Origin of the sequence: Variovorax defluvii (assembly GCF_039541515.1) — a bacterium.
Classification (GTDB): domain Bacteria; phylum Pseudomonadota; class Gammaproteobacteria; order Burkholderiales; family Burkholderiaceae_C; genus Variovorax; species Variovorax defluvii.
On record NZ_BAABGJ010000021.1, the window covers coordinates 21,563 to 47,030 of the forward strand.

A 25,468-nucleotide genomic window follows, 5' to 3' on the forward strand; every position below is an offset into this window, starting at 1 on the left:
AATCCGCGCCGGGCAGATTTGTAGAATCAATTATCCATGACAGCCTCCTCGCCTCCGGACAGCGGCGCCGCGACGCCCAATCCCCCGATCAGCTGGAGCGACCCGGAGCGCGCCCGCGCCTTCGCGCAATGGCTGGCCGCCGTCGGGCCTCGCCACCAGTTGAATCCTGCAACGGTGCGCCCGGCTTCGGCCGACGCCAGCTTCCGGCGCTACTTCCGCGTCGACACGAACGGCCCGGCGGGCACGCGCATCATCATGGATGCGCCGCCAGCCAGGGAAGACAGCACCCCGTTCGTCCGAGTCGCCAGGCTGATGCGCGAGGCCGGGCTGGTGGTGCCACAGGTGCTCGAGTGGGACGAAGCGCAGGGCTTCCTGCTGCTCGACGACCTCGGCCACCGGACCATGCTGGAGGTGATCGACCCGATGGATCCCCCCGCCGCACGCCCGCTTTACGACCAGGCGATCGACGCCCTGGTCCGCTGGCAGCTCGCCTCCAAGCCCGCCGTCCTGCCCGCCTACGACCGCGCGCTGCTCGAGCGTGAACTCGCCCTGTTTCCCGACTGGTACGTCGCCCGGCATCGGGGCCTGCGCGTGGAAGGCCCACTCGCCGATCGGCTGCAGCGCAGCTTCCAGGTGATCGTGGAGAACAACCTGGCTGCGCCCAGCGTCTACGTGCATCGCGACTTCATGCCGCGCAACCTGATGATCACCGGCGGCCCGGCACTGGGTGTGCTGGACTTCCAGGACGCCGTGTACGGCCCCATCACCTACGACATCGCCAGCCTGATGCGCGATGCCTTCCTCAGCTGGGACGAAGAAGTCGTGATCGACGCCACGGTGCGCTATTGGGAAAAGGCGCGCAAGGCGGGGCTGCCGGTGGACGAGGACTTCGGTGCCTTCTATCGCGCGGTCGAATGGATGGGCCTGCAGCGCCATCTCAAGGTGGCCGGCATCTTCGCGCGGCTCACGCTGCGCGACGGCAAGCCGCGCTATCTGGCCGACGCGCCGCGCTTCATCACCTACATCCGCGCCACCGCCGGTCGCTACCGTGAGTTGGCACCGCTCCTGCGCGCGATCGACGAGATCGAGGGCACCGAGCCGGTCACCGGCTTCGCTTACGGGCGAGTGTGAGGCCGCGCTTTTACTGCATCGCCCCCTTGGCGGCACAGCGTACGCTGGCACTGCCGGCAGGCGCCGCACGCCATGTGCAGGTGCTGCGAATGCAGCCGGGCGATGGGCTCACGCTGTTCGACGGCAGCGGCGGCGAATGGGACGGCACCATCGAGCGCATGGGCCGCAGCGAGGTGACGGTCCGGGTCGGTCAGCATTCGGCGATCGAGCGAGAGGCGCCGCGCGCCGTTCACCTCGCAGTGGGCATGCCCGCCAACGAGCGCATGGATTGGCTGGTGGAAAAAGCGACCGAACTCGGCGTCGCCAGCATCCATCCGCTGATCACCGCGCACGGTGTGCTGCGCCTGGCGGGCGAGCGCGCCGAGAAGAAGCGTGCGCACTGGCAAGCGATCGCCGTCTCGGCCTGCGAGCAGTGCGGCCGCAACCGCGTGCCGCTGGTGCATCCGGTGCGCCCCTTCGCGACCTGGATCGACGCCCCCTCGATCGAGGAGGCCGAGCGCTTCGTGCTGAGCCTGGCTGACGGCGCGCACGCACTGCGCACCGATGCATCCCATGCCTCCGACGCCACGAAGCTGCACGGGGCCTGCGTGCTCAGCGGCCCCGAGGGTGGCCTCGGCGCCGCCGAGGAGCGCGAGGCGATCGCCCGCGGCTTTGCCCCTCGCACACTCGGCCCGCGCGTGCTGCGCGCCGAAACTGCCGCATTGGCTGCGCTTGCGCTGTTGACGTCAACGTGATCAGAATGCCCTTTCTTCACGCGCCCGCCGCGGCTGACGCAGCAGTCGGCTCGTTCCCATCCCCTCACTTCAGGACTCCATCATGGGATTGCTCGATTCGGTACTCGGACAAGTGCTCGGCGGTGTTCAGGCGCAGCAGCAAGCACCGTCAGGCAGCCTCGGTGACCTCGGCAATCTCGCCGGCGCGCTCGGGGGCCTGCTCGCCAACAACGGCGAGGTGGGCGGGCTCGGCGGACTGATTTCGAAGTTCGAGCAAGCCGGCATGGGTGATGTGATCGGCTCGTGGATCGGCTCGGGTCAGAACGCGCCGATCTCGGGCGGCCAGTTGCAGGACGTGCTGGGTGGCGACGTGATCTCCCACCTTTCGCAGAAGCTGGGCGTCCACGCCGGCGCGCTGCTGCCGATGCTGGCCGCGCTGCTGCCCACGCTGATCGACCAGCTCACGCCCCGCGGTCAGGCGCCCTCCGAGGGCCTGGGCAATCGGGACGAACTGCTCGGTTCGCTGTCCAGCCTGCTGCAGAAGGGTTAGAGCTCCTCGATGAACCGCCATCTCTGGCTGCTGGCGGCCTGCCAGGGCCTGTTCCTGACCAACAACGTCGCCTTCATCGCGATCAACGGTCTGGTCGGTCTGGCGCTCGCGCCACGCGGCTGGATGGCCACGCTGCCCGTGATGGGCTACGTGGTCGGCGGTGCGCTGTCCACCGGGTTGGTCGCGCGCGCGCAGCAGCGCTTCGGGCGCCGCCGCTCTTTCCAGATCGGGCTGGCCGTGGCATTGGGGTCCGCCCTGGTGTGCGCGCAGGCCGCCCTCCGGCAAGACTTCTGGCTGCTGTGCGCCGCGACGCTGGTGGCCGGCTACTACAACGCGAATGCCAGCCTCTATCGCTTTGCCGCCGCAGAACTGGCCGCGCCGGCCTGGCGCGAGAAGGCGGTTTCCCTGGTGATGGCCGGCGGGCTCATCGGCGCGGTCGCCGGCCCGAACCTGGCGGCGCTGACGCGCAACTGGTTTGCGGTGCCCTTCGCTGGCGTGTACATGGCGCTGGCCGCGGTCGCTCTGGTGGCCATGGTGTTGATGCACTTCATCGAATTTCCGGCCCCCGCCGCGAGGCATGCGGTGGACGCCGGACGGCCGCTGGGCGAGATTGCGCGCCAGCCGGTCTTCATCGTCGCAGCGCTGGCCGGTGCGCTGGGCTTCGGCGTGATGAACCTGCTCATGGCGGCGACGCCGATCGCGATGCAGGTGTGCAGCCTGCCTTTCAATGACGTGGCGCTGGTCCTCGAGTGGCATGTGATCGGCATGTTCGCGCCGGGCTTCTTCACTGGCCACTTGATCCGCCGCTTCGGCGCGCTGCCGGTGATGGGGGCGGGTCTGGTGCTCAACCTGGGCTGCATCGCCGTGGCCCTCGCGGGCGTGGATTTGCATCACTTCCTGGTCGCGCTGTTCCTGTTGGGCGTGGGTTGGAATTTCCTGTTCACCGGCAGCACCACGCTCTCGCTCTCGGCCTACACGGCCGAAGAGAAGGACCGCGCGCAGGGCGCGCTCAACTTCTGCGTGTTCGCGACGCTGGCCCTGACTTCCTTCGCCTCGGGCGTGCTGGTCACGACGCAGGGCTGGCAGCTGTTGAACATCGGCTCGCTGGTCCCGGTGCTGCTGACCGGTGCAGGTCTGCTGTGGCTGGCGCGGCGCTCGCGCGCGCGCGCCGCAGCCGTCTAAGGCGCAAAGCGGTCGTCGAGCCAGCGCCCGAGCGTGTCGAAAACGGGCAGCGCGTCCAGCTCGTTGAAGATCTCGTGGTAGAGCGCCGGAAAGCAGGTGGCACTCAAGACCGTGACCGGCGCAGCCTCGGCGAAGCGGCGACTGCCCTCGGGCTTCACCAAGCGATCGTCGCCCGCGTAGATCAGCAACGTGGGCACCCGCCAATTCGGCGCAGCGGACTGCACGACCGCACCCTCGTCGGCCAGGAAGCGGGCCAGCCGTGCACCGATGCGGTCATGGCACAGCGGGTCGTCGCGGTAGGCACGCACAACGGACGGATCATGCGAGAGATAGCGTTCGTCCAGGCCATTGCCGACGCGCACCGTCGGCGCCACACGTGACAATCCGGCGATCAGGCCTTGATGGAACAGGCTGAGCCCGGGGTCCAGGGCCGGCGAAGACATCACCAGCGCATCGACGGGACGGACGGCGCGTGCCACGAAACTGGCAGAGACCAGTCCGCCGAGGCTGTGGCCCAGGAGGACCAGCGGCAGGCTCTCGAACCGGCGGCGCGTGTCGTCCACGACAAGCGCCAGGTCGTCGACCAGTCGCATGACGCTGGGCAAGCCGCCGCGCGGGCCGGTGGATGCGCCGTGCCCGTAGTGATCCGCGGCGCGAGCCGCGAAGCCCCAGTCGTTGAGGCGCGCCGCGACGTGCGCGTATCGGCCCGCATGCTCGCCGATGCCATGCACCAGCACGACGACGGCGCGCGCGGCATCGCCCGGCGCGAGCGGCCATTCGTGGAGGGCCAGCGTTTCGCCGTCCGGCGTGCGCAAGGGCACGTCGGCCAGGCTCACCGTCAGGCGCCCGCGGCGTGCGCGGCCGGCAAGGCCGCGATCACCTCGGCCACGGCCGCGGTGAGCTTCTTCGCATAGGGCACGTGAAGGAACTCGTTGGGGCCGTGCGCATTGCTCTTGGGGCCGAGCACGCCGCAGACCATCATCTGCGCCTTCGGGAAGCCCGCGCTCAGCATGCTCATCAGCGGGATGGTGCCGCCCTGGCCGATGTAGCCGCAGCCCGCGCCGAAGTGCGCCTGGGAAGCGGCATTGAGCGCGCGCTCGAACCAGGGCGCGGTGGAAGGCGCGTTCCAGCCGGTGGCGCCGCCGTGGCTCTCGAAGGTGACCTTGGCCTGGTAGGGCGCGTTGTCCTCGAGCAGGGTCTTGAGCCGCTGCACGGCCTGGTCGGCGTCGACCAGCGGCGGCAGGCGCAGCGAGAGCTTGAAGGCGGTATAGGGGCGCAGCACGTTGCCGGCGTCCTTCAGCGCGGGAAAGCCTTCCGCACCCGTGACGGAGAGCGTGGGCCGCCAGGTGCGGTTGATCAGCGCCTCCACCGGATCGCTGGTGGTCGGCAACGCGAAGGTGGTCGCGCCGCCGCAGTCGTAGTGGGCCCAGGGGAAACGCTTGTAGACCTCGTCGCCGAGGATGGCGGCCGTGGCCTGCGCCTGGACCAGCCTGTCGGCGGGGATTTCACAGTGGAAGCTCTCGGGCAGCAGTCGCCCGGTCTTCGAATCTTCCAGCCGATCGAGCACCTGGCGCATGATGCGGAAGCTCGAGGGCACCAGGCCCGAGGCATCGCCGGAGTGCACGCCTTCCGTGAGGATCTCGACCTTCAGCGTCCCGCTCGCCATGCCGCGCAGGGAGGTGGTGAGCCACAGTTGGTCATAGTTGCCGGCGCCGGAATCGAGGCAGACCACGAGCCCCACTTCGCCAAGACGCGGACGAAGTACATCGATGTAGGGCAGCAGGTCGTAGGAGCCCGATTCCTCGCAAGTCTCGATCAGCCCGACCACGCGGGGATGCGCCGCGCCCTGCGCCTTGAGCGCCTGCAGCGCAGCGACGCTTGCATACACCGCGTAGCCGTCGTCGGCGCCGCCGCGGCCATAGAGCAGGCCGTCCTCGTACTTGGGGGTCCACGGGCCGAGGTCGCTGCGCCAGCCCGTGAACTCGGGCTGCTTGTCGAGGTGGCCGTACATCAGCACGGTCTCCTTCATGTCGGTCCCGGTGGCCGGCACCTCGAAGAAGAGCACCGGCGTGCGGCCCTCGAGTCGCACGATCTCGAGCTTCAGCCCTTCGACCTTCTGCGCGTCGACCCAGCTCGCCGCATTGCGCAGCACGGTGTCGAGGTAACCGTTCCTGACCCAGTCCTGGTCGAAGCCAGGCGACTTGGCGGGAATGGTGATGTAGTCGGTGAGCTGGTGGACGATGTCCTGGTCCCACTTCGCGGTGACGTCGGACAGGGCGCGCGCCGGATCGAGCAGGCCGGCGGGCATTTCGCGATGCAGGGGAGCGTTCATGGGGTTCTCCGCGTGACGGAACTGGCGAGGGATCCCGCGGATTATGGGCGCATGCCGCGCAGACCGCAGGCCTTTGGGCTAATCTCTGCCGGCTTCGAAGTGGCAACCGGATCGGGGGCAGATCTTGAGCAGCAGCAACGGGAAGAACAAACACAAGCGCGTGCGGGTCGGCGTCGGCGGCTGGACCTATGAGCCCTGGCGCGACAACTTCTATCCCGCCGGACTGCCGCACAGCCAGGAACTGCATTACGCCAGTCGCCAGGTGACCGCGATCGAGGTCAATGGCACCTACTACAGCAGCTTCAAGCCGCCGACCTTCAAGAAGTGGCACGACGAAACGCCGGAGGACTTCGTGTTCTCACTCAAGGCTTCGCGTTTCGCGACCAACCGCAAGCAGCTGTCGACGGCCGGCGAATCGATCGCGCGCTTCGTCGAAAGCGGCATCACCGAGTTGGGCGACAAGCTCGGCCCGATCGTGTGGCAGTTCATGCCGACGAAGGCCTTCGATCCCGAGGACTTCGAGGCCTTCCTGTCGCTGCTGCCGAAGAAGGAGGGCAGTCGCACGCTGCGCCACGTGCTGGACGTGCGGCATCCCAGCTTCATGACACCGGCCTATCTGGCGCTGGCGCGCAAGTACCGGTCGGCCACGGTCTTCACCGATGCCGACAAGTTTCCTTCCTTCGCCGACCTGACGGCCGACTTCGTCTATGCGCGGCTGATGATGAGCGATGCGAAGCAGAAAGCGGGGTATGCACCCCAGGCGCTGGACGCCTGGGCCGCCGCGTGCAAGACCTGGACCGCGGGCGGCCTGCCCGAGACCTTGCCCTATGTCGAGCAGGGCGCGAAAGGCAAGAAGACCACTCGCGAGGTCTACATCTACTTCATCAACGGCGCAAAAGAAAAGGCACCGGCCGCGGCCGGTGCCTTGATCCAGCGGCTCGCCTGAGCGAGCCTGCGCGGCCTCAGGCTGCGGCCTGCAGCGCGGGCTTGGTGGCGCTGCTGCTGCCGGCCGAGGTGCCGAAAGTGATCTCGCCGGAGAGTTGGCCGCCTTCCTCGATCACGATCTTGCCGTAGCGGATCTTGCCGGTGACCTTGCCGGTGGAATGGATGACGAGCTTTTCGCGCACCGTGAGACTGCCGTCGAACAGTCCGCGGATCTCCGCGATGTCGATCTCGGCCGAGCCTTTGAAGGCGCCCTGCTCGGCGATCTGCATCACGCGCGAGTCCATCGTCGCCTCGACCAGGCCTTCGACCACGAGCGTGTCGCAGTCCGTGATTTCGACGCCCTTGAGCTTGATGTTGGGGCCGACGGTGAGTTTGCTGCCGCCTTCCTTTGCCGCCGCACTCGACGTTTGCGCAGACAGACCCGACGGCGTGACCGGCGTGCCCGAGAGATTGGTTCCGGAACCCATCAGCGGCGCGGGACGAGAGGTGAGGGAATCGGCGTCGCGTTCACGCTTGCCGAAGAAGGGGGACTGTGTTGCCAATGGGAAGCTCCTCAAAAAGGAGCATCGTAAGAACGCCCTTCAGGCTCTCGGCACTTCATTGCGCAAGAAGCGTAACCAGTTACGTCTTACACCCGTTTCCTTTGAACTTTCGACTTCGCTTGGCCTTCGATGGCGCTCGCTCGAGGCCTACTCTCCAGGGGCTTTGCACGACTCGCCAACGCCGGATCAGCCTCTCTGCCAGACGGCGCGACCTTGTGCAGCATCGTCGATGCGCGCGATGAATCCCGCTGCCGCGGCCTCGGGCAGGGACAGCGAGAACCGGACGAGGCTTTCGTGCTGTACCTCTTCGAGCGTGGCGCCGATCGCAGCGACTTCGCGACGCACGAAGCCTTCGAGCGCGTAGGGCACGGCGCAGTACAGCCGGCATTGCCGCACCTGGGGCACCAGCGTCGCGCCGGACAGCGCCTGCGCTATGCATTCGGTGTACGCGCGCATCAGCCCGCCGGCACCCAGCTTGACGCCGCCGAAATAGCGGACCACGGTGGCGAGCGCGCCTTGGAGTTCATGGTGCCGCAGCACCTCCAGCATGGGACGGCCCGCGGTGCCACCGGGCTCGCCATCGTCATTGGCGGCCGATTGGCCCCCGGCCATCAGCGCCCAGCAGACATGCGCGGCGGTGGGATGCGCGCGCCGCAGCCCTTCGACGACGGCCTCGGCCGCCGTGCGATCGGCCACGGGCTGCACGCACCCGATGAAGCGGCTCTTCTTGATCAGCAGCTCGCTGTGCTGGGGCGATGCGAGGGTGAAGGCCATCGCGTGCGACGAATGCTCGAATCCTGCTCAGCGCTCTCGCTCGAACTTGAACACGGCCGTGGCAGCGCGCGCGTTCGGCAGCCATCGCACCTCGGCGCCGTTCTGCAGGCCGAACGCATCCAGCACACGCAAGCGGTTCTTGCGCGCGAGCACCTCGAAATCCTTGAAAGTGCCCACGCGGATGTTGGGCGTGTCGTACCACTGGTAGGGCAGACTGCGCGTCACAGGCATTCGGCCGCGCGCGATGCTGATGCGATTGGGCCAATGCGCGAAGTTGGGAAAGGCGACGATGCCGATGCGGCCGACGCGCGCCGTCTCGCGCAGCATCACCTCGGCGTTGCGCAGGTGCTGCAGCGTATCGATCTGCAGGACCACGTCGAAGGAGGCATCGTCGAACATCGCGAGTCCTTCGTCGAGGTTGAGCTGGATCACGTCCACGCCATGGCGGATGCATTGCAGGACGTTGCCGTCCGCGATCTCGACGCCGTAGCCGCTGCAGCCGCGCTCGCGCTGCAGCAGATCGAGCAAGGCGCCATCGCCGCAGCCGAGGTCGAGCACGCGCGAGCCCTCGGGCACGAGGCGGGCGATCAGGCGCTGGGTGTCGACGTCGCTCATCAGGCAACCTCTTGCTGCGCGATGCGCTCGAAGTAGGAACGTACCACGCTCATGTAGCGCACGTCGTCCAGCAGGAAGGCGTCGTGGCCGTGCGGGGCGTCGATCTCCGCGTAGCTCACGCTGCGGCGGTTGTCGAGCAGTGCCTTCACGATCTCGCGGCTGCGCGCCGGTGCGAAACGCCAGTCGGTGGTGAAGCTCACGATCAGGAAGCGGGCGGCGGCACGCGCCAAAGCGGCACGCAGGTCGCCGCCATGCGCGCGCGCGGGATCGAAATAATCGAGCGCGCGCGTGATCAGCAGGTAGGTGTTGGCGTCGAAGTACTCGCTGAACTTGTCGCCGTTGTAGCGCAGATAGCTTTCGATCTGGAACTCGACCTCCTGCGTCGAATACAGGAAGTCGGTGCCTGCCCGGTCGCCTCCGACGGCACTGCGCAAGGCGCGCCCGAACTTCTCGTTCATCAGGTCGTCGCTCTGGTAGGTAATGTGGCCGATCATGCGGGCGATGCGCAGGCCCCGCTTGGGCACCACACCATGCTCGTAGAAGTGGCCGCCGTTGAAGTCCGGGTCCGTCACGATGGCGCGCCGCGCCACCTCGTTGAAAGCGATGTTCTGCGCCGTCAGGCTGGGCGCGCTGGCGATCACGACCGCATGGTGCACGCGCTCGGGGTACTGCAGCGTCCAGGACAGGGCCTGCATGCCGCCCAGGCTGCCGCCCATCACGGCGGCGAGCGTGTCGATGCCCAGCCGGTCGAGCAAGGCGGCCTGCGCGCGCACCCAGTCCTCGACCGTCACGACCGGGAAGTCCGCCCCGTAGATGCGTCCGGTTGCGGGATTGGCGTGCATCGGGCCCGTGGAGCCGAAGCAGGAGCCGAGGTTGTTGACGCCGATCACGAAGAAGCGGTCGGTATCGACCGGCTTGCCGGGGCCGATCATGTTGTCCCACCAACCCTCGGACTTTTCCTGGCCTGCATAGACACCGGCCACGTGGTGCGAGGCATTCAGCGCATGGCACACCAGCACCGCGTTGCTGCGCTGCTTGTTTAGCGTGCCGTAGGTCTCGTAGGCAAGGCTGTAGTCGGAAATCGACGCGCCGCTGCTCAGCGGCAACGGCCCGGCAAAGGACATGGACTGCGAAGAGACAACCAGAGACATGGAAAAGAAAAACCCGGCCTCGCCAAAAACGAGCCGGGTCGGGCATCCGTCTTTAGCAGCATTTGTTAAGCGCCCGCAAGCTGGAGCAAATCGGCGCGTGCGGCGAGTATATGCCGGTCAAGACCAGCCTATCAACGCGCCTGCACCCAACACCAGGAACAAGGCGGCCGAGATGCCATGCACTAACTTGATGGGAACGCGCTTGACGATGCGCTCGCCCAGCCACACCACCGGCGCATTCGCCAGCATCATGCCCAACGTGGTGCCGAACACGACCCAGGCATAGGCATCGACGTAACGCGCGGCCAGCATGACCGTCGCGATCTGCGTCTTGTCGCCCATCTCGGCCAGGAAGAACGCAAGGAGCGTGGTGCCGAACACACCGAAGCGCGAAGCCTTGGGAAGCTCGTCGTCATCGAGCTTGTCGGGGATCAACATCCACAGCGCCATCGCGATGAAGGAGCCGCCGAGGATCCAGCGCAGCACATCGGGACCCAGCGTGTGCGTGACCCAGTTGCCGACCGCGCCGGCGAGCGCATGGTTGACGACGGTGGCCGCGAAGATACCCAGCACGATCGGCCAGGGCCGGCGAAAGCGCGCCGCGAGCACAAGCGAGAGCAACTGGGTCTTGTCGCCCATTTCGGCGAGTGCGACCACGCCGGTCGCAACGAGAAAAGCTTCCATGAGAATGTGATTCCTTGGGCCGAAGAGAACGCAATTGACCGTGCAACACCTTCGGCCACACCCGAAGTTGCACGGTCAAAGGTCTCGCCAGGTGGAACACTGTCTGCGCCATGTCCCGCACGAAGCCGGACAAGTCTGTTGACGCACACCCTTCTCGCGATGGAAGGCGGCTACTCCCCAATGACCAGCGGATTGTAGCCCCGCGGGGGCTCGCTTAGTGAGCGTGCACCAACTTTCAAATTATTTGCGGGGCCCCGATCCTTGCGGGCAAATTCCTACTTGCGCTGGAGGCATTTCACCCATAATGCACGAGCCTCGCTTCAATCTGGGGGAGTGGCAATTCGGTGATCGGTCAGTTTCGCGCGGCCCAGCGAGCCTTCGTGGGTGGTGCTCCCGGGACTCCATCGCTTTTTCCATGTGTTTATAGGAGTCCCTTCATGGGCAACAAACTGTACGTCGGCAACCTGCCCTATTCGGCACGCGACGGCGATCTCGAACATGCGTTCAGCCAATTCGGCACGGTGACCAGCGCGAAGGTCATGATGGAGCGCGATTCCAGCCCCCCCCGTTCCAAGGGTTTCGGCTTTGTGGAAATGGGCAGCGACGCGGAAGCGCAGGCCGCTATCAAGGGCATGAACGGGCAAGACATGGGCGGCCGTAGCGTCGTCGTGAATGAGGCCCGTCCGATGGAAGCCCGCCCCCCGCGTAGCGGTGGTTACGGCGGCGGTGGCTATGGCGGCGGTGGCGGCGGCGGCTACGGTGGTGGCGGCGGCGGCGGCGGCGGTGGCCGTGGCGGCTACGGTGGTGGTGGTGGCGGCGGTGGCCGTGGTGGCTACGGTGGTGGTGGTGGCGGTGGCGATGGCGGTTTCCGCAGCCCCTATGGCGCCGGCCCGCGTGGTGGTGGCCGCGGCGGCTATGGCGGCGGTGGCAATAACAGCGGCTACTGATCCCCCGCAGGCATCGCCGATGCCATAAGAAAAGGCTCCTTCGGGAGCCTTTTTTGTGGGCGCTCGCAACCGCGAGCAGCGCAAGCGGCTATTCGTTGCGCCGCTTCTTCCGGCCGCGCCCCTGGACAGCCCGGTCGAACACGATGTTGGGCAGCAGGCGCAGGAGCTTGGCCACCACGCCCATCTGCCACGGGATCACGCGATAGCTGGTGCCGGACTCGATGGCACGGAAGGCGCGCTCGGCAAAATCCTCCGCTCGCATCAGGAAGGGCATGCCATAGCGATTGCCCCGGGTGAGTGGCGTGTCGATGTAGCCCGGGCACAACGTGACCACCTTGACGCCACTGCCTCGCAGCTCACAGCGAAGGCTTTCGCAATAGGCCACGACGCCGGCCTTGCTCGCGCAGTACGCCCCGTGGCCCGGCAGCCCCCGGATGGCAGCGACGCTGCCGATGCCGACCAGCCGCCCGCCGCCGCGCTGTCGCATCGCCGCGACGAAAGGATGGAAGGTGGCGGCCAGCCCGACATTGTTGATGGCCAGCGTCTCGACAAACACATCGAGGTCGCCTCGATCCTCGGTGTCGATGCCGACGCTGATGCCGGCATTGGCGATCACCACATCCGGGACGCCCTGGCGCTCGATGCAGGCCGCACCCGCCGCCACGATGCTGTCGATCCGGGCCACGTCGGCGCCATAGACCTGGGCCTCGTCTGCCCCGATGCCGCGGGCGGCCACCCAGGCCTCGATGTCGGCGGTGCGCCGCGCGCTCAGCGCCAGCCGGTAGCCGGCTTCGTGGAAGCGCGCCGCGAGCGCCTGGCCGATGCCGCTGGACGCACCGGTGATGAAGACCAGCGGCTTCAACGCCTCGCCCCCGGCGTGGACGGCATCAGCAAGCCGCGCACGCGGCCCTGCAAATGGGCCACGCCGGTCAGGTTGTCGTAGTCCAGGGTGTCGGCGGTGAACTGGTCCGAGCCGCGAATCAGCGTGACCGGCTTGTGCGACTTCACGCGCTCGGTGTCGAGGAACGCGTGCAGGAACTCGCCGCGAAACTCCAGGCGGGGATTGGCCTTGCCGTTCGCCGAGGTCGAGGCCTCGCGCACCACGATTGCGTTGCCGAAGAGCTGAATCTCGCTGCCGTCGGCATTCGAGACGCCGCGATTGGCGGTGGCGCGCGTGACCAGGCCCTCGGGGGAGACCGATCGCAGGCGGACCTGGTCGACCTCGATGGTGTCGGTGTCCGGATAGTGCCGGCCTTCGGTGCCGAACAGTTCGCTGCGCAGATCGCCGCTCGGCAGAAAGTTCTTGATCACGAAGCCACGCATGAAGAAGTCCGGCTCGTGCTTGGGCGCCTCCTTGGGTACAGGCTCGAGCAACTTCGGCGCGTTGCGCACCAGCCAATAGGTGCCGAGCGCCAAGACGAGCGTGACGATGATCGGCAGGTAGATCGTCACCCGGTCGAAGCCATCCCGCAGCAGATTCCAGACCCTCTTGGCCGTCATGCCGAAGGGCCTCGCGCGATATCCAGAAGCCTTCGATAGTGCCCGCCCGCGGTCAGCAGCAGGTCGCAGAATTCGCGCGCCGCCCCTTCGCCTCCGCGCGCCGAGGTCACATGGTGGGCCACGGCCCGCACCTCCGCATGCGCGTTGGCCGGCGCTGCCGCCAAGGCGACGCGGGTGAGCACGGGCAGGTCCGGCCAGTCGTCGCCGATGGCGGCGGCCTGTGCCCACGTCAGCCCCAGTTGCGCAAGGATGGCCTCGGCGGCCGGCAGCTTGTCTTCGGTCCCGTAGCGCACGTGGTCGACGCCTAACGCCTGCAGGCGAAAACGCAAGGGCTTCGAGTCGCGGCCGGTGACCACCGCGGGCGTGATACCTGCCAGGCGCAACAGCTTGATGCCATAACCATCGAGGATGTTGAAACGCTTGAGGGTTTCGCCGTGCTCGCTGAAGTAAACACCGCCGTCGGTGAGCACGCCGTCCACGTCGAAGAAGGCAACGCGGATGTCCTGCGCGGCCAGCAGGGTCTGCACATCGAATGCGAGGGACATCAGATGACCTTCGCGCGCATCAGGTCGTTGATGCTGAGGGCGCCGATCAGCACGCCATTCGCGTCGACCACCAGCACGCTGGTGATCCGGTGTTGCTCCATCAGTTCGGCCGCCTCGACCGCCAGCGCGTCCGCGCGCAGCGTGCGCGGGGCGGGATGCATCACCTCGGCCGCCGTGAGCGCGCGCAGATCGGCGCCGGTTTCGATCTGGCGGCGCAGATCGCCGTCGGTAAAGATGCCGATGGGCCGGCCTTCGCGCTCCACCACGGCCGCAGCGCCCATACCCTTGGCGCTCATCTCGCGCATCAGCGCGCTGAAGCTGGCATCCGGCCGCACGCTTGGCACGGCGTCGCCCGAACGCATCACGTCGCTGACATGGGTGAGCAGCTTGCGGCCCAGGGCGCCGCCCGGATGTGACCGCGCGAAGTCCTCGGTTCCGAAGCCGCGCGCGTCGAGCAGGGCGACGGCCAGCGCATCGCCCATCGCCATCTGCGCAGTGGTGCTCGCGGTGGGCGCCAGGTTGAGCGGGCAGGCTTCCTTTTCGACACCGCTGTCGAGGACGACGTCGGCGTGGCGTGCCAGCGTGGACTCGGCGCCACCGGTGATCGCAATAAGGGGAACGCCCAAGCGCTTGACGACGGGCAGGATGACGGTCAGTTCGTCGACTTCGCCGCTGTTGGAAACGGCCAGCACCAGGTCGACGGCCTTGATCATTCCGAGGTCGCCGTGGCTGGCCTCGGCCGGGTGGACGAACATCGCGGGCGTGCCGGTCGACGCCAGGGTGGCAGCGATCTTGCGTCCCACGTGGCCGCTCTTGCCCATGCCCATGACCACCACGCGCCCGCGCACGCCGAGGATCTTCTGGACCGCCTCGACGAAGCTGGCGCCGATGCGCTGCTTGAGGCCGAGAACGGCCGCCGCTTCGATGTCGAAGGTGGTGCGGGCCCGCGCGAGCATCGCGTCGGCGGAGGTCGCGAGGATTGGAACGGGGCTGGAACTCATCGCGGAATTTTATCGGCCGCGAATCGGCAGGCCGCGCCGAGGGCTGCATTCAGTAGCATCGCGCCATGTCCTCGCTCGACCTGACGCTGATGTACCTGCTGGCCGCAGTGGTCGGCGTCGTCGCCTGCCGGTACCTGCGCCTTCCGCCGATGTTGGGTTACCTGGGAGCGGGCGTACTGATCGGCCCACACGCCCTGGCCTTTGCCCAGAACGTGGAGGGCATCCGGCACCTCGGCGAGTTCGGGGTGGTCTTCCTCATGTTCGTGATCGGGCTGGAGTTCAGCCTGCCGAAGCTGCGCGCCATGCGCAAGCACGTGTTCGGCCTTGGCCTGCTGCAGGTGGCGCTGACCATGGCGATGGCGACCGCCGGCAGCCTGCTGCTGGCCTCCTGGCTGCCGCCCGAATGGCAGCTGGGCTGGCAGACGGCCCTCGCGCTCTCGGGCGCCCTGACGATGAGCAGCACCGCCATCGTGATCAAGCTCATGGCCGAACGGCTGGAACTGGAAAGCGAGCACGGCAAGCGGGTGATCGGCGTGCTGCTGTTTCAGGATCTGGCCGTGGTGCCTCTGCTGGTGCTGATCCCGGCGCTGGGTGCGCCGCCGGAAACCTTGCTGAAGGCGCTGGGCATCGCGGTGCTGAAGGCGAGTTTTCTGGTAGGCGTACTGCTCTATGGCGGCCCGCGCGTCATGCGCTGGTGGCTCACCCTGGTCGCACGCCGACGCAGCGAAGAGTTGTTCATGCTCAACCTGCTGTTGGTCACGCTGGGCCTGGCATGGTTGACGGAGCTGGCGGGCTTGAGCCTGGCGCTCGGGGCCTTCGTCGCCGGCATGCTGGTGTCGGAGACCGAATTCAAGCACCAGGTCGAGAGCGATATCCGGCCATTCCACGACGTGCTGCTGGGGCTGTTTTTCATCACGATCGGCATGTCGCTCGACTGGCACATCGTGGTGGATCGCTGGGCGCTGGTGGGGGTGCTTCTGGTGCTGCCGTTGGCCTTCAAGCTGATGCTGGTCTCTGTGCTGGCGCGGCTCCTGGGCGCGACGGCCGGCGTGTCTCTGCGCACCGGCCTGTACCTGGCGCAGGCCGGCGAGTTCGGCTTCGTGCTCCTGAGCCTGGCTCAGGGGCGGGAATTGCTTCCGGAATGGCTGGCGAACCCGGTGCTTGCCTCGATGGTGCTGTCGATGATGGCCACGCCCTTCATCGTGATGTACAGCAACCGCATCGTGCGCCGGCTGGTGGCCAGCGATTGGCTGCAGCAGTCGCTGCAGATGACGTCGATCGCGCGCAAGACCATCAACACCGCGAAGCACGTGATCATCTGCGGCTATGGGCGCTGCGGCCAGAACCTTGCCCGGATGCTGGAACGGGAAGGGATCCCTTACCTCGCACTGGACCTGGACCCGGACCGAGTGCACCAGGCAGCAGCCGCCGGCGACTCGGTGGTCTTCGGCGACGCGGCCCGTCTGCAGGCCCTGATGGCGGCCGGCCTCGCGCGCGCGAGCGCGGTGGTCGTGACCTACCTGGACGTCCCGGGCGCGCTCAAGGTGCTGGCCAACACGCGTGCACACGCGCCGCAAGTGCCGGTGATCGTGCGGACCAAGGACGATCTCGACCTGGAGAAACTGCAGAGCGCCGGCGCGACCGAGGTGGTGCCTGAGGCGATCGAGGGTTCGTTGATGCTCGCCAGCCATGCCCTGGCGCTGGTCGGCGTGCCGATGCGCCGGGTGATCCGGGTCGTGCAGGAACAGCGTGATGCGCGTTACAACCTCCTGCGCGGCTACTTTCACGGCGCGGACGACGACAAGGCCGGCGAGCTGGACCACGAGCGGCTCAACAGCTTCACGCTCACCGCGGATGCGCGCGCAACGGGCCAGCCGCTCGATCGCCTGGCGTTGGAGGCAGTGGGCGTGCGGGTCGCCAGCCTGCGGCGGCGCAACGGCAAAGCCGAAGAAGCGCGCGAGGACACCGTGCTGGCCGACGGCGACACGCTGGTCCTGTCGGGCAAGCCCGCTGCGCTCGCCATGGCGGTCGAATTGCTGCAGAAGGGCTGAGAAACTGTGAACTCCGGAGCAGGCTAGCCCCGTCAGACTGATTCCGGCCCGGGCAAGGCTCAATCGAGCTGGCTCGGGTTGCGCTTCTCTTCGTCGATCTGCTGCTGGCGCCGTACCGCTTCGCATTGAGCCAGCGCCCCGTTCTCGGGCTTGGCGCACTGCGCGGCCATACAACGCGCCCGAGCGAAGAAGCTCTGGCCGGCACATGCGGCTTCCGGCGTGGGCGGAGCCGGCGGCGCGGGCGGCGGTGCGACGGCCACGACGGGGGCCGGCTCAGGGGCTGGCTGCGGAGCGGCGGGCGCAGGGGACTTGCGAGGTCTGGGTGTCGGCGCAGGTGCGGATGTGACAACTGCTTCCTTCCGGACCGCTGCTTTGGCCGCGGGTGGCCGCAGTGTCGCCTTCACGGGCGGCGGCTCATCGACCTTCGCAGCGGGCGCAGGCACTGCAGGCGGCGGCACCGGTGTTGCGGAGACAGGCGACGGTGTTGGCGTCGGCGGGGGTGCCGGCGGCAGGGGTGGCGCCTCCGGCGCAGGTGTCGGCGGTGCGATCGCTACCGGTCCTCCTACCGCGCCGGTTTGTGCCGCCAACGGGGCAGGGACGGCGGGACCGCCGAAGGCATACCAAGCCCCGCCGGCCACCACCACGGCGAGCAGCCCCAGCACTCCCCATATCGTGCCGGTTCGTCGTGACGCCGGCGATACCGCAGGCGGGGAGGCGAGCGCTGCAGGCCGCGTTGTCGCCTTGGACTTGGACACCGGGGGCGACGGCGGAAGCGGCGCAGGCCGTGACGGCCTGGAAGCCACGTCGGAAGAAGACGCCGCGGCAGGCAGTAGCGGCGGCATCTGGCTTGTCGCCTCGTCAACCGGCACGGATCCCTCGGGGGCCGGTGGGGGCGGCGATCCCTCGGGCAAGGCCAGGGCATCCGTGGCCGGCCAGCTATTGCCGGGCGGCTGCCGCTCGATCGAGCCGGCCGAACCGTGCGCCGCGGAGACCAGCCTGTGGCCGCAGTTCCTGCAAAACTTGGCGCCATGGCGGTTCTCCGCCTGGCATGACGCGCACAACACAACCATCTCTGGAGTTCCTCCGACTCGACGCTTGCATGATCAGCGGCGCGGCAGGCGGGCCCGCCGCGCCCGGCGTCAAGCCGAAGGCCTCAGGTCACTGCCACGCGTTTGGGCTTGTTGACCATTCTCTTCGCAATGACCGCACCCAGCGCCATCGACAGTTCCAGCGCCAAGCTGGGTTGCCGGTTCGACATCTCGGCAAAGCGGATCGCCGTCAGGCGCCAGACCCGGGCCGCGCCGGTGGCAACCACGTTGGCGGAGCGGGGCAGACGGGAGAAGAAGGCACCTTCGCCCACCACCGAGCCGGGATTGAGGATGGCGAGCCGCATCTGCCCCTGGCTGCCGAGCATATGCACGCTGAGCGCGCCACGCTCGATGAAAAAGAGCGTCCTGTCGTGCGCGCCCTGGTCGATCAGCACCTGGCCCGCGGACAGGTCGAAGGCCTGCAAATAGCTCCCGAGGGTTTCCCATTGCTGGGCATTGAAAGCGGGCGCGAAGGCGTCGTAGCTCGTGTTCTGTGCGACGGCGCGGCAAAGTTCCTGGATGCTCGTGGACATGGCGACTTCCCTGCTGCTGTGCGTGCGGCGCCGAGTATGGACCATCGCGACAATTTGCAGTGACAGAAGTCACGAAATTTAACGCTAAACGTCTACTTTCCGATACAAAACCGGGAAAAAATCACGCCCAGCAGGTCGTCGGCGCCGAACTCACCGGTGATCTCATTCAGTGCGTTCTGGGCCAGGCGCAACTCCTCGGCCAGCAGATCAAGGGATTGCTCCCGCGCCGCCAGATGCTCGTCGGCCAACGCCAGATGCTCGGCGACCCGTGACAGCGCGTCGACGTGGCGCGCCCGCGCCAGGTAGAGGCCGTCCGGTACGGCCTGCCAGCCGGCGATCTCGAGCAGTCGTTGCCTGAGTGCTTCGATGCCGAAGCCCGTCCGCGCGGAAAGGGTGATGCCGACCTCGGGTGCCTCCGAAGGGGCGGCGTCCTGCTTGCTCCAGACATCCAGCACCGGCACGCTGGAGGGCAGCTTCTCGCTCAGCAGGCGCAGAATCTCGGCATCGGCTTCGGCGTATTCGGCACCCCCCGTCCGCGTAAGGTCGTGCAGAAACAGGACAGCATCAGCGGCTTCGATCTGGTCCCAGGCCCGCGCCACCCCGATCTGTTCCACCAAGTCGGCGCTGTCGCGAAGGCCGGCGGTGTCGACCACGTGCAGGGGCACACCCTGGATCTGGATGGTTTGCGAGACCACGTCGCGAGTGGTGCCCGGAACGGGGCTCACGATGGCAAGTTCGGCTCCCGCCAAGGCATTGAGCAAGGAACTCTTGCCCGCATTGGGCTGACCGGCGATCACGACCTTGATCCCCTCGCGCAGCAGTGCGCCCTGCCTGGCGCGCTGCCTGACCCCATCCAGCCGCATCTGCAAGGCGACGAGCTGCCCCTGTGCATCGGCCTTCTGCAGAAAGTCGATCTCCTCTTCCGGAAAATCCAGCGTGGCCTCTACCAGCATGCGCAGGTGAATCAAGGCATCGCGCAGCGCATGGATTTCGTGCGAGAACGCGCCCGAGAGCGAACGGCCCGCACTGCGCGCTGCCGCCTCCGTGCTGGCATCGATCAGGTCGGCGATGGCCTCGGCCTGCGCGAGGTCGATTTTCCCGTTCAGGAAGGCCCGCTGACTGAACTCGCCCGGCTCGGCCACGCGCAAGCCGGGCAGCCGCGGCCGGCCCGAGATGGCGTCCTTCTCAGCAGCCGCTTCCAGGCAGCGCGCCAGCAGCAACTGGAGCACGACCGGTCCGCCGTGCGCCTGGAGCTCAAGCACGTCTTCGCCCGTGTAGGAATGGGGCGCGGGAAAGTGGATGGCCAGGCCCTGGTCGATGGCGCCACCGGCCGCGTCGCGAAAGGGCAGGTAGGTGGCTTCTCGAGGGCGCAGGCTGCGACCGAAGATGGCGTCGAGCAAGGGCGCCAGCCGCGCGCCGGACAACCGCACGATCCCGACCGCGCCGCGGCCGGCCGCCGTGGCGATGGCAACGATGGGATCGGTGGAACGGGCCAGCATGGAATCGATGATGCTTCAATAAAGAGAAGGGCCGCATTCTGCGGCCCTTGATCAAGAAGGCGTGCGCTCGGCCGCTATTTGCCGAGCACGCCCAGGCGCTTGTTGATGAACCACTGCTGCGCGATCGACAGCACGTTGTTGGTGATCCAGTACAGCACCAGGCCGGCGGGGAAGAAGATGAACATCACGCTGAAGGCGAGCGGCATGATCCACATCAGCTTGGCCTGCATGGGGTCCGGCGGCGTCGGGTTGAGCCAGGTCTGGAACAGCGAAGTCGCGGTCATCACGATCGGCAGGATGAACCAGGGGTCCGGCGCCGACAGATCCTTGATCCAGCCGATCCAGGGCGCATGGCGCATCTCGACCGAGGACAGCAGCACCCAGTACAGCGCGATGAACACGGGGATCTGGATCAGGATCGGGAAGCAGCCGCCCATCGGATTGACCTTCTCCTCGCGATAGATGCGCATCATCTCCTGCTGCATCTCCTGCGGCTTTTCCTTGAGCCGCTCGCGCATTTCCATGATCTTCGGATTGATCGCCTTCATCTTGGCCATGCTGGCGTAGGCCTTGGCATTGAGCCAGTAGAAGGCGGCCTTCAGCAGAACCACCAGCGCCACGATGGCCCAGCCCCAGTTCCCCAAGATGCCGTGCAGCTTGTCGAGCAGCCAGTACAGCGGTTTGGAAATGATGGTGAAGATGCCGTAGTCCTTGACCAGCTCGAGGCCCGGCGCGACCGCCTCCAGCGTCTTCTCGGCCTGTGGTCCGACGAAGAACTCGGCGTCGATCGCCTTGGCCGTGCCCGGCGCCACCGCCCCGGCCGGGGTGATCATGCCGACCGCGTAAAGGTTGTTGTCGACCTTGCGCGCGAACAGGTCGCGCTGGATGCCGTCTTTCAGCAGCCAGGCACTGGCAAAGTAGTGCTGGACCATCGCGACATACCCGTTGGGCGATTCCTTGACGAAATCGGCCTTGTTGTTCTCGATGTCCTTGAACTCGATCTTCTGGTACTTCTTGGCCTCGGTGTAGACCGCTGGGCCGGTGAAAGTGGAATAGAAGGAGGACTCGCCGGGGGGCTTGTTGCCATCGCGCACGATCTGCAAGTACAGCTGGGGCGAGACCGGCGCTGCCCCCGTGTTGACGATCTCGTGGCGCACGGCCATGTCATAGGCGCCGCGCTTGAGCGTCCAAGTCTTGACCAGCTTGACGCCACCCAGATCGACCGACTCGAAGCGAAGCACCAGCTCGTTGGCACCATCCTTCAAGGCGCGCTCGCCGGTGAAATGCATCGGCGTCTTGTGCGTGGGGAAGTTACCGCCGATCAAGCCGGTCTGGGCCACGTAATAACGGTTCGGGCTCTGGTCGAGCAGGATGAACGGCTTGTCCTTCTCGGTCAGGTCATCGTGCTGGATGAACTCACTCTGGATCAGCGAGCCGCCTTCGGTGTCGAAGGTCAGCTTGAGCACGTCGGTCGTGACGACCACGCGTTCGCTTGCTGTCGGTGCCGCCGTCTTGCCGTCCGGAACGGCGCCGGCACCGCTCGCCGCGGCCGGCGTGCTACTGGCCTGCGGCACCGCGCTCGATGCCGCGCCGCCAGCCGCGGGTGCCGGTGCATTCGCCGTCGCAGGCGGCTTGGTCGACGGCAGAAAGGTGGGATTGCGGCCGTTGTAGACCTGCCATTGGTCCCACAGCAGTACGAGCGAGAAACCAAAGACCACCCACAGGATGGTGCGGCGAATATCGTTCATGAAGAAGACTTCTTGTCGTCGGAGAACAGGGAAGAGAACAGCGCACTCGCGCGACGGGCCCGATGCTCTTCCTTGGGAGGAACGGGATCGTGCCCGCCCTGGCACCAGGGTTGACAGCGTGCGAGACGGCGCAGGGTGAGATAGCCGCCGGCCGCCGCACCGTGGCGCTCCAGCGCCTCGATGGCGTAGACCGAGCACGTGGGCTCGAAGCGGCAGGACTGGCCGAGCCAGGGGCTCAGCAACAGGCGGTAGGCTTTCACCAAGCCGATCAATAGCGCCTTCATGATGCGCGCGCCGTCGAGGCGCGCTCCAACAGCTGCCAAAGCTCGGCACGAACGGCAGCCGTGAGCCGCTCGGAGGTCGCGCTCCGGAATTCCTTGCGATCGAAAGCCGCACGCAGGCGCACCACGTACGCGGCTATCGGCAACGAAGCCGCGGCGTCGGCGCTCATGCGGTAGATCTGGCGCTTGATGGCACTGCGGGTAACCGCCCGGCGCGCCCAGCGCTTGGGCACCATGGCACCGACCCACAGAGCCTGCGTCGCGAACAGCGATACCGCACCGGCCTGCGCGTCCAGCGCGCAGCGGTGCAAGGCAAAGTGGGCGGTGCGCGCCACGGTGGCACCTGCGAGAACAGCCTGGAACTGCGCGCGGGTCTGGAGCCGCTGCATGGAGGCCAACCGCGAAGCGCCGGCGGCAGAGGACGGCGGCAGCGGGAGGACTGGCAACGGCGCCGGCGAAATGCCCTTAGACGGAAAGGCGCTTGCGGCCCTTGGCGCGGCGCGCGTTGATGACGGCGCGGCCGCCGCGGGTTTTCATGCGGACCAGAAAGCCGTGGGTACGGGCACGACGGGTCTTGGAGGCTTGGTAGGTGCGTTTCATGATGGATTTCCTGGTGGGCCCGAGCGGCTCAGCGCTTGCGGGCTAGCGGACTCTGGCTCTGTTGGCTCTCTGATACCCCGAAACACACAAAGAGGCTTTCAGGGAAACCCGCGATTATCGCAAATATTCGGCCACACAACAATCGCGGTTCGTGCGGGCGCGCGGCCGCCGGGCCTGGAAAACCGTGTGGATAAGGTTTTGACAAGTTAGAATCACCGGCCCACCCCAAGGGCGACTATCCACAAGTCAAAACGAAAATGAACGAGGGACATTTCACCCTTCTGCGCCTCCATGCCGAGTGAAGGCATCGGAGACAGTCTTTGGCAGGCCTGCGTCGACCAGCTCGCGCAGGAGCTGTCCGAGCAGCAATTCAACACCTGGATCAAGCCGCTGACCGCCAAGGTCGCGGACGATCTGTCCAGGGTCACCGTCTTTGTGGCCAACCGCTTCAAGCTGGACTGGATCCGAGCCCAGTATGCCGGCAAGATTGCAGCCATGGCCGAGAAGTTATACGGCCAGCCGGTCATCATCGAGTTAGCGCTTGCTCCTCGGGAGATTGTTGCCCGGCCTGTCTCCATGGCCCTGGTCGCCGAGACCGACGTGCCACGCGACGTCGCCGGCCCCAATGACGATCCGCCCGGCGGCGCGTTCAAGAACCGGCTGAACGCCGCACTGACCTTCGAGACCCTTGTCGAAGGCACTGCCAACCGGATGGCGCGCGCCGCCGCCATGCACGTCGCCAGCACGCCGGGCCATCTCTACAACCCGTTGTTCATCTACGGCGGCGTCGGCCTGGGCAAGACCCATCTGATGCATGCCGTGGGTAACCGCCTCCTGTCGGACCGCCAGGACGCCAAAGTTCTCTACATCCACGCCGAGCAGTTCGTCTCGGATGTGGTCAAAGCCTATCAGCGCAAGACTTTCGACGAGTTCAAGGAACGCTACCACTCTCTCGATCTGCTGCTGATCGACGACGTCCAGTTCTTCGCCAACAAGGACCGGACGCAGGAGGAATTCTTCAACGCCTTCGAGGCGTTGCTGGCCAAAAAGTCGCACATCGTCATGACGAGCGACACCTATCCCAAGGGGCTGGCGGACATCCACGAACGGTTGGTCTCGCGCTTCGATTCCGGGCTGACCGTGGCGATCGAGCCGCCCGAGCTCGAGATGCGTGTGGCGATCCTGATCAACAAGGCCCGGGCCGAAGGCGCCGAGATGCCGGAGGAAGTGGCCTTTTTCGTGGCCAAGAACGTGCGCTCCAATGTGCGCGAGCTCGAGGGCGCGCTGCGCAAGATCCTGGCGTACTCCCGCTTCAACCAGAAGGAGATCTCGATCGCCCTGGCGCGCGAGGCGCTGCGTGACCTGCTGTCGATCCAGAACCGGCAGATCTCGGTCGAGAACATCCAGAAGACGGTCGCTGACTACTACAAGATCAAGGTCGCCGACATGTATTCGAAGAAGCGTCCCGCCTCGATCGCCCGGCCGCGCCAGATCGCGATGTACCTGGCCAAGGAATTGACCCAGAAGAGCCTGCCCGAGATCGGCGAGCTCTTCGGCGGCCGGGACCACACGACCGTGCTGCACGCGGTACGCAAGATCTCAAGCGAACGTCAGCAGCTCACCGAACTCAACCAGCAGTTGCACGTGCTGGAACAGACCCTCAAGGGTTGATGGAGGGCTGTCATCGCAGATTCACGAAGCCCTGTCAAAGGACAACTCTGGGGAAAGTTTCGGCACAAGCGAAGGCTTGTCCACAGGCGAGGCGCGTGTCCTAAAGTTATCCGTTTCGGAGCGACAGCACCGAAGCGCGCCTGCGCACAGCCAACCGGCCACGACAAGTGCCTGTCGCAAAAGCGGAAAATCACTCTGTCCACAGCGGGTTGCGTCCCTTATCTACTACTACTAATTTGAATTAAAGAAATAAAGGAAGAGGTAAGCATGATCGTTTTGAAGGCTACCCAGGACAAAGTCCTCGCCGCGCTGCAGTCGGTCGCGGGCATCGTCGAGCGACGCCACACCCTGCCCATCCTGGCCAACGTGCTGATCCGCAAGACCGGCTCCCGCCTGCAACTCACCACCAGCGACCTGGAAATCCAGATCCGCACCCATGCGGAGCTCGGCGGCGACGAAGGCAACTTCACCACCACCGTGGGTGCGCGCAAGTTGATCGACATCCTGCGCACCATGCCGGCCGACCAGACGGTGAGCCTCGAATCCAACGCGAACAAGCTGGTGCTCAAGGGCGGCAAGAGCCGGTTCACGCTTCAATCGCTGCCGGCCGAGGACTTCCCGCTCGTGCAGGAGTCGGCCAACTTCGGGCCGGTGTTCAGCGTGCCGCAGAAGGCGCTCAAGGACCTGCTCAGCCAAGTGTCCTTTGCGATGGCGGTGCACGACATCCGCTACTACCTGAACGGCATCCTCTTCGTCGCCGAAGGCAAGCAGCTGAGCCTGGTCGCCACCGATGGCCATCGGCTGGCCTTTGCCTCGGCCACGCTGGACGTGGAAGTGCCGCGCCAGGAAGTCATCCTGCCGCGCAAGACGGTGCTGGAAATGCAGCGCCTGCTGTCCGACGCCGAGGGCGCGATAGAGATGCAGTTCGCGAACAACCAGGCCAAGTTCGCTTTCGAGGGCATGGAATTCGTCACCAAGCTGGTCGAAGGCAAGTTCCCCGACTACAACCGCGTGATCCCCAAGAACCACAAGAACACGGTGACGCTGGGTCGAGCGCCGCTGCTGGCCAGCCTGCAGCGCACCGCGATCCTCACCAGCGAGAAGTTCAAGGGCGTGCGCCTCAACATCGAGCCCGGCACGCTGCGCATCGCTTCCAACAATGCAGAGCAGGAAGAAGCGCAGGATGAACTCGACATCGACTACGGTGGCGATACCATCGAGATCGGCTTCAACGTCAGCTACCTGATCGATGCGCTGGCCAACATGAGCCAGGACATGGTGAAGCTGGACCTGGCCGATTCCAACAGCTCGGTGCTGATGACCATCCCCGAGAACACCTCCTTCAAGTACGTCGTCATGCCGATGCGCATCTGACGTTGCGCCTC

General features: G+C 66.5%; 26 protein-coding genes and 1 riboswitch. Of the genes, 9 read left to right on the top strand and 17 right to left on the bottom strand.

Features of this window, described 5'->3' with window-relative positions; genetic code table 11:
• Nucleotides 1–36 precede the first annotated feature (36 nt).
• From ABEA07_RS12420 to ABEA07_RS12435, 4 genes are all read left to right on the top strand, one after another.
• Complete coding sequence (locus ABEA07_RS12420; protein WP_345538170.1) at nucleotides 37–1,131, top strand: aminoglycoside phosphotransferase family protein; 1,095 nt, start codon at nucleotides 37–39, stop codon at nucleotides 1,129–1,131.
• Entirely contained in the window at nucleotides 1,128–1,865 is a 738-nt protein-coding gene (locus ABEA07_RS12425; RefSeq protein WP_345538171.1) for a 16S rRNA (uracil(1498)-N(3))-methyltransferase, read from the top strand. The genes ABEA07_RS12420 and ABEA07_RS12425 overlap by 4 nt, the downstream gene beginning before the upstream one ends.
• A gap of 82 nt (nucleotides 1,866–1,947) precedes the next feature.
• Entirely contained in the window at nucleotides 1,948–2,394 is a 447-nt protein-coding gene (locus ABEA07_RS12430) for a YidB family protein (protein ID WP_345538172.1), read from the top strand.
• Nucleotides 2,395–2,403: 9 nt separating this feature from the next.
• Complete coding sequence (locus ABEA07_RS12435) at nucleotides 2,404–3,576, top strand: MFS transporter (protein ID WP_345538173.1); 1,173 nt, start codon at nucleotides 2,404–2,406, stop codon at nucleotides 3,574–3,576.
• Here the strand turns inward: ABEA07_RS12435 and ABEA07_RS12440 are convergent.
• Both ABEA07_RS12440 and ABEA07_RS12445 read right to left on the bottom strand, forming a co-directional pair.
• Nucleotides 3,573–4,412 (bottom strand): alpha/beta hydrolase, encoded by an 840-nt coding sequence (locus tag ABEA07_RS12440; protein WP_345538174.1) that lies wholly within the window; start codon nucleotides 4,410–4,412, stop codon nucleotides 3,573–3,575. The two genes, ABEA07_RS12435 and ABEA07_RS12440, sit on opposite strands and share 4 nt — an antisense overlap.
• Nucleotides 4,413–4,414: 2 nt before the next feature.
• Nucleotides 4,415–5,908, bottom strand: coding sequence for a M20 family metallopeptidase (locus ABEA07_RS12445; protein ID WP_345538176.1), 1,494 nt, complete (start codon nucleotides 5,906–5,908; stop codon nucleotides 4,415–4,417).
• Between the two features lie 124 nt (nucleotides 5,909–6,032).
• On the opposite strand from ABEA07_RS12445, the gene ABEA07_RS12450 reads away from it, so the two are divergent.
• Nucleotides 6,033–6,854 carry a DUF72 domain-containing protein gene (locus ABEA07_RS12450; protein WP_345538177.1) on the top strand — a complete coding sequence of 274 codons (822 nt, stop codon included), beginning with the start codon at nucleotides 6,033–6,035 and terminating at the stop codon, nucleotides 6,852–6,854.
• Nucleotides 6,855–6,870: 16 nt separating this feature from the next.
• Here the strand turns inward: ABEA07_RS12450 and ABEA07_RS12455 are convergent, their stop codons facing one another.
• From ABEA07_RS12455 to ABEA07_RS12475, 5 genes are all read right to left on the bottom strand, one after another.
• On the bottom strand, nucleotides 6,871–7,395 hold the full coding sequence (locus tag ABEA07_RS12455; RefSeq protein ID WP_345538179.1) for a bactofilin family protein: 525 nt from the start codon (nucleotides 7,393–7,395) through the stop codon (nucleotides 6,871–6,873).
• A 186-nt stretch (nucleotides 7,396–7,581) separates the two neighbouring features.
• A complete protein-coding gene (locus ABEA07_RS12460; RefSeq protein ID WP_345538180.1) occupies nucleotides 7,582–8,169 on the bottom strand; it encodes an IMPACT family protein in 588 nt (195 codons plus the stop codon).
• Between the two features lie 27 nt (nucleotides 8,170–8,196).
• On the bottom strand, nucleotides 8,197–8,784 hold the full coding sequence (gene metW / locus ABEA07_RS12465) for a methionine biosynthesis protein MetW (protein WP_345538181.1): 588 nt from the start codon (nucleotides 8,782–8,784) through the stop codon (nucleotides 8,197–8,199).
• Nucleotides 8,784–9,935 (bottom strand): homoserine O-succinyltransferase MetX, encoded by a 1,152-nt coding sequence (gene metX, locus ABEA07_RS12470; RefSeq protein WP_345538182.1) that lies wholly within the window; start codon nucleotides 9,933–9,935, stop codon nucleotides 8,784–8,786. Before metX ends, metW begins: the two co-directional genes overlap by 1 nt.
• Before the next feature lie 117 nt (nucleotides 9,936–10,052).
• On the bottom strand, nucleotides 10,053–10,619 hold the full coding sequence (locus ABEA07_RS12475) for a TMEM165/GDT1 family protein (RefSeq protein WP_345538183.1): 567 nt from the start codon (nucleotides 10,617–10,619) through the stop codon (nucleotides 10,053–10,055).
• 8 nt (nucleotides 10,620–10,627) lie between these two features.
• Nucleotides 10,628–10,810, bottom strand: a riboswitch (yybP-ykoY riboswitch).
• Nucleotides 10,811–11,056: 246 nt separating this feature from the next.
• Here ABEA07_RS12475 and ABEA07_RS12480 point away from each other — a divergent pair.
• Entirely contained in the window at nucleotides 11,057–11,566 is a 510-nt protein-coding gene (locus ABEA07_RS12480; protein WP_345538184.1) for an RNA recognition motif domain-containing protein, read from the top strand.
• Between the two features lie 88 nt (nucleotides 11,567–11,654).
• Here ABEA07_RS12480 and ABEA07_RS12485 read toward each other — a convergent pair whose 3' ends face one another.
• Genes ABEA07_RS12485 through ABEA07_RS12500 form a run of 4 tightly spaced genes read right to left on the bottom strand, consistent with a single transcriptional unit; the run spans nucleotide 11,655 to nucleotide 14,612 of the window.
• Nucleotides 11,655–12,428, bottom strand: coding sequence for an SDR family oxidoreductase (locus tag ABEA07_RS12485; RefSeq protein ID WP_345538186.1), 774 nt, complete (start codon nucleotides 12,426–12,428; stop codon nucleotides 11,655–11,657).
• Nucleotides 12,425–13,066: an LPS export ABC transporter periplasmic protein LptC gene (gene lptC / locus ABEA07_RS12490; protein ID WP_345538188.1), complete on the bottom strand. Its 642-nt coding sequence runs from the start codon at nucleotides 13,064–13,066 to the stop codon at nucleotides 12,425–12,427. Before lptC ends, ABEA07_RS12485 begins: the two co-directional genes overlap by 4 nt.
• Nucleotides 13,063–13,611: a KdsC family phosphatase gene (locus ABEA07_RS12495; RefSeq protein ID WP_345538189.1), complete on the bottom strand. Its 549-nt coding sequence runs from the start codon at nucleotides 13,609–13,611 to the stop codon at nucleotides 13,063–13,065. Before ABEA07_RS12495 ends, lptC begins: the two co-directional genes overlap by 4 nt.
• Entirely contained in the window at nucleotides 13,611–14,612 is a 1,002-nt protein-coding gene (locus ABEA07_RS12500) for a KpsF/GutQ family sugar-phosphate isomerase (protein ID WP_345538191.1), read from the bottom strand. Before ABEA07_RS12500 ends, ABEA07_RS12495 begins: the two co-directional genes overlap by 1 nt.
• A 65-nt stretch (nucleotides 14,613–14,677) precedes the next feature.
• Between ABEA07_RS12500 and ABEA07_RS12505 the strand changes: the two genes are divergently transcribed.
• Nucleotides 14,678–16,663 carry a monovalent cation:proton antiporter family protein gene (locus ABEA07_RS12505; protein WP_345538193.1) on the top strand — a complete coding sequence of 662 codons (1,986 nt, stop codon included), beginning with the start codon at nucleotides 14,678–14,680 and terminating at the stop codon, nucleotides 16,661–16,663.
• A 1,153-nt stretch (nucleotides 16,664–17,816) separates the two neighbouring features.
• Here the strand turns inward: ABEA07_RS12505 and ABEA07_RS12510 are convergent.
• The 6 genes from ABEA07_RS12510 to rpmH form a co-directional block, all read right to left on the bottom strand.
• Nucleotides 17,817–18,284 carry a cyclic nucleotide-binding domain-containing protein gene (locus ABEA07_RS12510; protein WP_345538194.1) on the bottom strand — a complete coding sequence of 156 codons (468 nt, stop codon included), beginning with the start codon at nucleotides 18,282–18,284 and terminating at the stop codon, nucleotides 17,817–17,819.
• A 92-nt stretch (nucleotides 18,285–18,376) separates the two neighbouring features.
• Nucleotides 18,377–19,783, bottom strand: coding sequence for a tRNA uridine-5-carboxymethylaminomethyl(34) synthesis GTPase MnmE (mnmE, locus tag ABEA07_RS12515; RefSeq protein WP_345538195.1), 1,407 nt, complete (start codon nucleotides 19,781–19,783; stop codon nucleotides 18,377–18,379).
• 74 nt (nucleotides 19,784–19,857) lie between these two features.
• Complete coding sequence (gene yidC / locus ABEA07_RS12520; RefSeq protein ID WP_345538197.1) at nucleotides 19,858–21,531, bottom strand: membrane protein insertase YidC; 1,674 nt, start codon at nucleotides 21,529–21,531, stop codon at nucleotides 19,858–19,860.
• Entirely contained in the window at nucleotides 21,528–21,815 is a 288-nt protein-coding gene (gene yidD, locus ABEA07_RS12525) for a membrane protein insertion efficiency factor YidD (RefSeq protein WP_345538198.1), read from the bottom strand. Before yidD ends, yidC begins: the two co-directional genes overlap by 4 nt.
• Nucleotides 21,812–22,201, bottom strand: coding sequence for a ribonuclease P protein component (locus ABEA07_RS12530; RefSeq protein WP_345538199.1), 390 nt, complete (start codon nucleotides 22,199–22,201; stop codon nucleotides 21,812–21,814). The genes yidD and ABEA07_RS12530 overlap by 4 nt, the downstream gene beginning before the upstream one ends.
• A 76-nt stretch (nucleotides 22,202–22,277) precedes the next feature.
• Entirely contained in the window at nucleotides 22,278–22,412 is a 135-nt protein-coding gene (gene rpmH / locus ABEA07_RS12535) for a 50S ribosomal protein L34 (protein ID WP_088958522.1), read from the bottom strand.
• Nucleotides 22,413–22,703: 291 nt separating this feature from the next.
• On the opposite strand from rpmH, the gene dnaA reads away from it, so the two are divergent.
• Nucleotides 22,704–24,083: a chromosomal replication initiator protein DnaA gene (gene dnaA, locus ABEA07_RS12540; protein ID WP_345538202.1), complete on the top strand. Its 1,380-nt coding sequence runs from the start codon at nucleotides 22,704–22,706 to the stop codon at nucleotides 24,081–24,083.
• 267 nt (nucleotides 24,084–24,350) lie between these two features.
• On the top strand, nucleotides 24,351–25,457 hold the full coding sequence (dnaN, locus tag ABEA07_RS12545; protein WP_345538204.1) for a DNA polymerase III subunit beta: 1,107 nt from the start codon (nucleotides 24,351–24,353) through the stop codon (nucleotides 25,455–25,457).
• Nucleotides 25,458–25,468 lie beyond the last annotated feature (11 nt).

Excerpts from the sequence above, each read along its gene's own strand:
- ABEA07_RS12420 (WP_345538170.1), top strand. The coding sequence starts at position 37 with ATGACAGCCTCCTCGCCTCCGGACAGCGGCGCCGCGACGCCCAATCCC.
- ABEA07_RS12430 (WP_345538172.1), top strand. The coding sequence starts at position 1,948 with ATGGGATTGCTCGATTCGGTACTCGGACAAGTGCTCGGCGGTGTTCAG.
- ABEA07_RS12435 (WP_345538173.1), top strand. The coding sequence starts at position 2,404 with ATGAACCGCCATCTCTGGCTGCTGGCGGCCTGCCAGGGCCTGTTCCTG.
- ABEA07_RS12445 (WP_345538176.1), bottom strand. The coding sequence starts at position 5,908 with ATGAACGCTCCCCTGCATCGCGAAATGCCCGCCGGCCTGCTCGATCCG.
- ABEA07_RS12460 (WP_345538180.1), bottom strand. The coding sequence starts at position 8,169 with ATGGCCTTCACCCTCGCATCGCCCCAGCACAGCGAGCTGCTGATCAAG.
- metW (WP_345538181.1), bottom strand. The coding sequence starts at position 8,784 with ATGAGCGACGTCGACACCCAGCGCCTGATCGCCCGCCTCGTGCCCGAG.
- metX (WP_345538182.1), bottom strand. The coding sequence starts at position 9,935 with ATGTCTCTGGTTGTCTCTTCGCAGTCCATGTCCTTTGCCGGGCCGTTG.
- ABEA07_RS12475 (WP_345538183.1), bottom strand. The coding sequence starts at position 10,619 with ATGGAAGCTTTTCTCGTTGCGACCGGCGTGGTCGCACTCGCCGAAATG.
- ABEA07_RS12480 (WP_345538184.1), top strand. The coding sequence starts at position 11,057 with ATGGGCAACAAACTGTACGTCGGCAACCTGCCCTATTCGGCACGCGAC.
- lptC (WP_345538188.1), bottom strand. The coding sequence starts at position 13,066 with ATGACGGCCAAGAGGGTCTGGAATCTGCTGCGGGATGGCTTCGACCGG.
- ABEA07_RS12495 (WP_345538189.1), bottom strand. The coding sequence starts at position 13,611 with ATGTCCCTCGCATTCGATGTGCAGACCCTGCTGGCCGCGCAGGACATC.
- ABEA07_RS12500 (WP_345538191.1), bottom strand. The coding sequence starts at position 14,612 with ATGAGTTCCAGCCCCGTTCCAATCCTCGCGACCTCCGCCGACGCGATG.
- ABEA07_RS12505 (WP_345538193.1), top strand. The coding sequence starts at position 14,678 with ATGTCCTCGCTCGACCTGACGCTGATGTACCTGCTGGCCGCAGTGGTC.
- ABEA07_RS12510 (WP_345538194.1), bottom strand. The coding sequence starts at position 18,284 with ATGTCCACGAGCATCCAGGAACTTTGCCGCGCCGTCGCACAGAACACG.
- mnmE (WP_345538195.1), bottom strand. The coding sequence starts at position 19,783 with ATGCTGGCCCGTTCCACCGATCCCATCGTTGCCATCGCCACGGCGGCC.
- yidC (WP_345538197.1), bottom strand. The coding sequence starts at position 21,531 with ATGAACGATATTCGCCGCACCATCCTGTGGGTGGTCTTTGGTTTCTCG.
- yidD (WP_345538198.1), bottom strand. The coding sequence starts at position 21,815 with ATGAAGGCGCTATTGATCGGCTTGGTGAAAGCCTACCGCCTGTTGCTG.
- ABEA07_RS12530 (WP_345538199.1), bottom strand. The coding sequence starts at position 22,201 with ATGCAGCGGCTCCAGACCCGCGCGCAGTTCCAGGCTGTTCTCGCAGGT.
- rpmH (WP_088958522.1), bottom strand. The coding sequence starts at position 22,412 with ATGAAACGCACCTACCAAGCCTCCAAGACCCGTCGTGCCCGTACCCAC.
- dnaA (WP_345538202.1), top strand. The coding sequence starts at position 22,704 with ATGCCGAGTGAAGGCATCGGAGACAGTCTTTGGCAGGCCTGCGTCGAC.
- dnaN (WP_345538204.1), top strand. The coding sequence starts at position 24,351 with ATGATCGTTTTGAAGGCTACCCAGGACAAAGTCCTCGCCGCGCTGCAG.